Consider the following 7,207-nt stretch of genomic DNA (forward strand, 5'->3'; position numbering starts at 1 on the left):
GGTGTAATGGTTGAAGTATGGGCTTGTAACTATCTTATAGAGACTAAACTTACTTAATTCATCTGGTGTAACCATGTCTACTGTCCCCCTTAATGCTTTATCAGTGATACCTATTCAAGTAGAGACTGGAAGCGATGATCTATATCCCTTTTTCTCAACCATTGTCACTGGCTCAAAAATCAGGCCGCCATATAAAGGGAACTCAAATTTTGTGCGCGACTTGGTTCTAAAAAAAGTTCTTTTTAGTATTCCAACTCAAATACAGGCATTTTTTTGGGATGGCAACGCAGAGGGTATATGTTATGACTGTTAAATTCCGGTTGTCGCGTATCACGAGAACCTCCAGTCTTACTGGCAATGTTACTCGCCGCCTTGGTAAATTGATCATCTCATTTCTTATTCCGATATCAATGAGTGCACTGGCTCTTGATAATATTAATGACGGGGAAACGGTGACCGTTTCCGGTGATGTAGGTTCGCCAGCAACGGCGCTGAATTTACTCATTAATGGTACTTTAAATATCGGTATTAGTGGTGGGGCTACGGGTGAGGTAAGTAACTTCAGTGGTTTTATCGCTCAGGCTACTGGTTCGGAAGGGCGAGTGGTTGTGACGGGCAACGGTTCTCGCTGGGATAACTCCAGCTTCCTCTACGTTGGGCATACAGGTAACGGCAGCCTGCTTATCCGTGAAGGTGGTTTGGTAACGAGCAGTTCAACCAGCAATATTGGCCTCAATGCATCAGCGACGGGCACTGTGGAGGTAAACGGTGCGGGTTCCATCTGGAACACCCTAAATGGCCTTGTTATTGGCGGGGGAGGGACTGGCACGTTAATCGTTGCTGACAGTGGCACGGTCAATGCCAATAATACGACACTAGGAATGAACACGGGCAGTAGTGGTACTTTTATTATTGGCGGCAGTGCGTTGACTGCCCCCGGGACGCTGGTTGGACAGCAAATTACTGTGGGTCAGGGTTCCGGCAGCATTATTCTTAACCACAATGCAACAGATTATGTCCTCGACAGTTCGCTTAACGGCGGTGCGAATAACGCTGTGGGTTCAGGCACAGGTCTGGTGGGCAATATCCTGATTGACTCATTGAACGGCAGAACATTGTTCAACAGTGACCACGGTAATTTCACCGGCACCCTTCAAGTCAGTGACAACGGTATTATTAGCGTAAATGGCGATATGTCTGGCGGTACAGCATCTATCCTCGCCGGCGGTATGCTCGAAGGCAATGGGCGAGTGGGAAATACTGTCAACGGCGGAATACTTTCTCCAGGTAATTCGATCGGAACCTTTACAGTTAATGGTAACTACACTGGTAATAACGGTGAATTACATATCGAAACAGTACTGGGCGATGACAGCTCAGCAACGGACAAGTTGATAATAACCGGTAACGCGAGCGGTAATACTTCTGTCAGAGTTACTAATTTAGGTGGCCTTGGCGGGCAGACCATCAATGGTATCAGTATTATTGAAGTAGGGGGACTGGCTCCTGATGGTTCTTTCTTGCTGGCCGGAGATTATATTACCCCTGAAGGGCAACAAGCGGTTATTGGCGGAGCTTATGCTTATACCTTGCAAGCCAGTGGTGACGCCACTGTTGCCGGTCGTAACTGGTATCTCTCTTCAGAACTGACACCAACAGGAACTGAAGGAGAAACTCGCTATCAGCCGGGTGCTCCATTGTATGAACAATATCCGCAGGTGCTGGCAGCCCTTAATACATTACCTACGCTACAACAGCGCGTCGGTAATCGTTACTGGTCACAAGAAGCACTGTCGAAACAAATGCCAAACAGCCTTGACGATAACCAATGGGCTTGGGGGCGTATCGAAGGTAGCCGTCAGGTCACTGATCCTGCCCGTTCTACCAGCAGTTCGAGTCGTGACATTGATATATGGAAGTTGCAGACTGGCATTGATGTGCCATTACATCAGGGTAACGACGGCGCATTGTTGACTGGCGGGGTAAACTTCTCTTACGGTAAAGCCAAAGCGGATATCAGTTCCTACTTTGGCTACGGCTCGATTGATTCCTCTGGTTATGGTGTAGGTGCCACTCTCACCTGGTATGGCAATAACGGGGTGTATGTCGATGGGCAGCTACAGACCATGTGGTTTGACAGTGATCTGAACTCCAGCACTGAAGGGCATTCAGTGGCCAATGGCAATAATGGCAGAGGCTATGCTTCTTCGGTTGAGACAGGTAAACGTTACTCGTTGGGTAATGGATTATCACTGACGCCGCAGATGCAACTAACCTATTCTCGGGTGGATTTTGATCCTTTCAGTGATCCGTATGGCAGTAATGTGTCGCTTGAAGACGCTGACAGCCTGCGTGGAAGAATCGGTGTCGCATTAGATAAAGAGGTATCGTGGCGCGCCAAAGACGGAACTATCAGCCGTTCACATCTGTACAGTAATCTGGATTTATACAACGAGTTTCTTGATGGTAGCAAAGTCAGAGTGTCTGGGGCCAATTCTGGCGTCGATTTCAGCACCCGCGATGAACGTCAGTCAGTGGGGATCGGAGCAGGTGCTACTCATGAGTGGCAGAATGGCCGTTATGCATTATATGGTAATGTGAGTTTGCTGACGGCAACCCGTCATGTTGGAGATAACTATGCTGTCGGCGGCACGGTTGGCGTGCGGGTGAGCTGGTAGCAGTTTATTGGGTTATATCGCAGTCGAATCGTCCGTTTTTGTTGCTTTTGTAGTCAGCGCCATCACAGCGCTGGCCACCGTAAATACTGCAATAATCCAACCCATTGTCCAAGGTGTACCATCGCTAAGCAGGGCCAGTAAAAGTGAAGAAATAATTCCGCTCCCGTATTGCAGCGATCCCATCAGTGCCGAAGCCGAACCCGCGACGTTCGGCACGGCATCCAATGCGCAGGCCGTTGAGGTTGCAGCAATAATTCCGTTCATGGAAAAGAAAACAAATACCGCGCCCATAATCAGGCTAATCCCACCGAATCCCAGTCCGGTCGCAATGGCAAGTACCACTGCGGCGAGAGTGGCGATGAATACGGCAAACCTAAGCAAAGACTCAAGCGGATAACGATGCACCAGATGCCGGTTAACCATGCTAACTGCCATTAATCCGACGATATTTACAGCGAACAGCCAGCCGTAATGCTGCGGGTCAACGCCGAAATAAGTGATGTAAACGAAGGGGGATCCCGTAATAAACGCATAGGCCGCGACGTAGTAGAATGTCAGGCATAGCGTGAAGCGCATAAACCTGGTGTTCTTCAACAGTATGAAATAGTTACCAAAAGCGCCGGACAAAGATGCTTTAACCCGTTTTTCTGTAGGTAAGGTTTCTGCAAGCCAGAATAGAGAAACCAGCATCAATGCACCGATAATCGCCAGCAACCAGAAAATGGCGTGCCAGGAGGTGATTCTAATCATTTGTCCGCCGACCAGTGGCCCGGCAATGGGCGCAATAGCCATAATGATCATCAGGGTAGAAAGCATCTGTGCTGCACGAGTACGACTAAACAGATCGCGTATCATTGCCCGTGCCAGCATGGGGCCTGTGCATGCTCCCAAAGCCTGAAAGACACGCCAGAAAACGATTTGCACAATATCAGTCGATAATGCGCAGCCCACAGAGCCTATAACGAACAATATCATGCCAATAAACAGTGGCAGGCGTCGACCAAAGTGGTCACTAATTGGCCCCCAAATCAGTTGGGCAAGACAAAAGCCGATTAAAAAGCCGGTGATAGTCAATTCCACATCGCCCTGCAAATCTATTGCCATGACTGGCATGGCAGGTAAATAGATATCGGTTGATAAGGATGTGATAGCCATTAACGCACTGAGAATTAAAACAAGTGTAAGGCCGCTGGTTTTTCCGGCAGCTAGTTGCGAGCGTGTCTGTGGGTTGGTCATGATCATCTATCTGAATATTAAGAGATGAACGCATGTTAACGGATTTATGCAAAGAGATAATGGCAGGTAGCAGGATAAGCACTATGAGCAGCATTCATGAATACGCTAAATAGCGGGTCCATTGAGTCTCTTTTACCAGGCACCCAATAAAGACATGACTCCTGGCTACAACTAAAAGATAGTTCTTCACGACGGTAGAATTTGGTTCGCTCCTGCGGCAAATAACTTAGCCTGAAGGTGAGTGCGACAGCTTAAAGAAGAAGGTGCTGGATAATCTTCGAAAGTGGCACCCATTTAAGGGGTTATCTTTTAGGTATCCCATTACGCATAAATTATTCTGATTATTAACCATAATTGCCGGATTGCTCTACAGTTAAAGGGCGTTAATGTTTTCAACGGGAAATAGGGTTAGGCTGATAAATAAATGCTACCCCTTTTTATTGGCAGGTAATTTTTGCGGGTGATTGGATGATTCACGCATTTTCTGTACTTGAAGATAAATGTAGGGCAATACTTGCTTGGGTAAAATCGTTTCGTTATATATCATCAGATAAGCGTGATTTAAGGATTGATCTGCTGCGGGGCATTGCTCTGGTGATGATGGTTGTAGCCCACATTGAAGTGATGTCGCTATTGAATATCTTTACTTGGGAGCGTTTTGGCCTGACAACCGGCGCTGAAGGGTTTGTTATTCTCTCGGGATTTATGTTGGGTGTAATCAATCGCCAGCGTTTAAAAAAAGAAGTTCTGCTAACTATAAGCTATGCACTATATCGACGAGCAGCAAAAATATATGTAGTTAATATAGTGATCATCCTTAGTATTTTACTTCTAACTAAACTGACGTTCATAAACACTTTCGAAGTAACCCATTTTACCGATCGCTTTTCAAACGTAAGTTATACGGTATATCCAGTTTACGACCAGCTAAAAGAATCTTGGTTTAACATGGTGCTCTACTTACAGATCGGGCCTCATCAGAGCCAGATTTTGGGGCTGTATTTCTATTTGCTGTTGGCCAGTCCTATTTTTATCTATTTATTGCAACGCCGATGGGTAGGTGTATTGCTGCTGTTATCTTTGGCGTTATATATCACCTACCATATTACCGGGATACGAGTTACATCAGCGGAGTTTGAGTTTGCTTTTCCATTTTTGGCTTGGCAATTTATTTATGTCTTGGGAATGACAATTGGTTGGTACAAAGAAGAGTTGCTTTCTTTAGCCCATACTCAGGCTGGATTCTGGAGTTTGTCAGTTGTGGTATTATTTACATTAGTAATGATGTTTATTGCACAGAATCATACCAATCCATTTATGCCCTATAACACGATGCTCCATATCATAAATGCAAAAAATTTCAATTGGTTCTATCTGAACTTTGCTGAAAAGAATGCACTAGGTCCACTGCGTATTATTAATGATTTTAGTCTGCTAACAACGTGTTATTTGGTGTTGAGTTATTTTTGGAAACCAATAAATAAGATATGTGGTTGGTTTTTAATAACATTAGGCCAACATTCTTTGTATGTTTTTATTATCCACGTGTATGTGGTCTTATTGGTTAGTCAGGTAGTTGATTTTGGTTTATGGCATAGGGCATGGTTGCTAAATACATTGGTTCATCTCTGTGCCTTAATGATGTTATGGCTATTAGCAAAATATGATGTCGGTAGGAGATTCATTCCTAACTGATTTGTATTTTTTCGACTCAATCTTATAAATAGGCTAGAAATGAAAAATACTCCATCGACTTCAGATAAGAATCAGATCAGTAAGCTACGTAATAGCATACTTTATGAACTGAAATATTCTCTCGGAGTGATACTATCAACAGCATCATCCAGTGACATTTTTAGTGCATTAGCACTGGTCGTACGACGTAACCAAACTGATGATTATTTTAACACCCGGGAACGACATCATCAGGCAAGAAAAAAACGTATCTATTATATTTCTATGGAGTTTTTAATTGGTCAATCTCTGCGGAATAACTTAATAAATCAAGGGATGATGGAGATAGCTAAAGCCGCATTGGAATCTCTTGGGGTAGATTTTGAAGTTATTGTAAAAAGTGAAGAAGATGCAGCATTAGGTAATGGAGGGTTGGGGCGCCTGGCTGCATGTTTCATTGATTCAATGGCAACCTTGGATATTGCTGGCTCTGGTCATGGTATAAAATACGAATATGGCTTGTTTCACCAACAAATTCAGGATGGACAACAAATAGAGAAGCCTGATGATTGGCACTCTGCACACTCACCCTGGCTAATAGAACATCAAAGTCAGGCAATGATAATTCCGCTGTATGGGCGCATAGTCGAAATAGAGGACCAGCAAGGAAATTACAATCCAATGTGGATGGATTGGAAAATAATTATTGGTGTGCCTCACGACTATCTGGTCTCAGGTTATATTAATCATACCGTAAACTCATTGCGTTTATATAGTGCTTGCGCTTCAGATTCATTTGATATTCATATCTTTAATCATGGTGATTATCTGAATGCTGTTAATCAAAAAATAGCATCGGAAAATATCTCTAAAGTGCTTTATCCCTCCGATGAAGTGTTGGCAGGGAAGGAATTACGCTTAACACAAGAGTATTTTCTGGTGGCTTGTACATTACGTGATGTCATGCATGATTTCTTCTTACTTTCCAGTGATATTAACCAGTTGCCGGATTTTGTAGCCATTCAACTTAATGATACCCACCCAGCCCTGGCTATTGTTGAGCTAATGAGAATATTGGTAGATGAACATACTGTTGATTGGGATATCGCTTGGGATTTGACACAACGGGTTTGCGCCTACACCAATCATACTTTAATGCCAGAGGCGTTAGAGAAGTGGTCAGTTAATTTATTCGAGTTGTTGCTGCCTCGACATCTACAAATTATCTATGAAATCAACCGCTGTTTCTTACTGGAAATACATAGATGGCGTCCTGAACGTGCAGATTTATTAGCATCAATGTCTTTGATTGAAGAGACGCCTGAAAAGAAAGTTCGCATGGCCTATCTTGCTATTATTGGTAGTCACAAAGTGAATGGAGTGGCTAAACTTCATTCGGAATTAATTAAATCGAATCTTGTACCCGATTTTTATCATTTAATGCCAGAGAAGTTCACTAATCAAACCAACGGTGTTACACCTCGTCGCTGGATTCAGCAGGCTAATCCCCGGTTATCGACATTTCTGGATTGTCACCTAGGCCATGAATGGGTTACCGATCTGACTCTGTTGACTAAACTTAAATCGTTAGCGAACGAACGTGACATTATTGCTGAACT

Annotated in this window: 3 protein-coding genes and 2 pseudogenes; 4 read left to right on the top strand and 1 reads right to left on the bottom strand. The window is 44.1% G+C overall.

What is annotated here, in order from left to right; translation table 11 throughout:
- Positions 1-410: 410 nt before the first annotated feature.
- Together V1952_RS18630 and V1952_RS18635 are read left to right on the top strand one after the other, a co-directional pair.
- Positions 411-851, top strand: a pseudogene (locus tag V1952_RS18630) (type V secretion protein A); the annotation flags it as partial.
- Positions 852-1,142: 291 nt separating this feature from the next.
- Positions 1,143-2,678, top strand: a pseudogene (locus V1952_RS18635) (autotransporter outer membrane beta-barrel domain-containing protein); the annotation flags it as partial.
- Positions 2,679-2,690: 12 nt separating this feature from the next.
- Here the strand turns inward: V1952_RS18635 and V1952_RS18640 are convergent.
- The gene (locus tag V1952_RS18640) at positions 2,691-3,914 is read right to left on the bottom strand and encodes a multidrug effflux MFS transporter (protein ID WP_420075297.1); all 1,224 of its coding nucleotides are present in this window, start codon (positions 3,912-3,914) and stop codon (positions 2,691-2,693) included.
- Between the two features lie 468 nt (positions 3,915-4,382).
- Between V1952_RS18640 and opgC the strand changes: the two genes are divergently transcribed.
- Positions 4,383-5,609, top strand: coding sequence for an OpgC domain-containing protein (gene opgC, locus V1952_RS18645; protein ID WP_420075298.1), 1,227 nt, complete (start codon positions 4,383-4,385; stop codon positions 5,607-5,609).
- Between the two features lie 39 nt (positions 5,610-5,648).
- On the top strand, positions 5,649-7,207 hold a 1,559-nt coding region (glgP, locus tag V1952_RS18650), incomplete at its 3' end, for a glycogen/starch/alpha-glucan family phosphorylase (RefSeq protein ID WP_420075299.1).

It is taken from the genome of Yersinia sp. 2542 StPb PI (assembly GCF_048593855.1).
Classification (GTDB): Bacteria; Pseudomonadota; Gammaproteobacteria; order Enterobacterales; family Enterobacteriaceae; genus Yersinia; species Yersinia enterocolitica_E.